This is a genomic window from Moritella sp. F3 (assembly GCF_015082335.1).
Classification (GTDB): domain Bacteria; phylum Pseudomonadota; class Gammaproteobacteria; order Enterobacterales; family Moritellaceae; genus Moritella.
Genome location: NZ_BLRL01000035.1, coordinates 1 through 407, shown reverse-complemented (window position 1 = coordinate 407; position 407 = coordinate 1). Strand labels below are relative to the sequence as shown.

Annotated in this window: 1 protein-coding gene; it reads right to left on the bottom strand. The window is 42.5% G+C overall.

The features are described 5' to 3' along the window. Positions 1–368, bottom strand: a 368-nt coding sequence (locus JFU56_RS22390) for a hypothetical protein (RefSeq protein WP_198439430.1), incomplete at its 3' end; no start/stop codon positions are given. Positions 369–407: the final 39 nt, after the last annotated feature.

Genomic DNA, 407 nt, shown 5'->3' with positions numbered 1-407 from the left:
ACTGCAATCATTTTGCTAATCACTTCACTACTAGAGCCAGCAGGTAAGCTAATATCTATGTCGAAACCCGTCGCTGTTGGCGAACCTACAATAGGACCGTAAATTGTTTTAAAGTCACCGCTGTAAAAACCTGAAGTTTTAAGTTGAGCTAATGTGGATGGGAAAGCATGATTTTCTAGAAAGTATGCCTGCAGCGCTGCACGAACTGTCCCCAGTTCATCTGCAGTTACTTTGACAAATTGGGCTCGTTTTGTAGCTGAGAGATTACGATTATTTGCAATCTGTTTATCAGCATCGGTGTAAGCGGAAGCGGATACACTGGTGAACGCCAGCATTATCCCTGCCGCTATGAGGGAGTATTTTCTCATTTCAAGTCCTTGAGTTGTTAAATTACACCTGTATTGAAG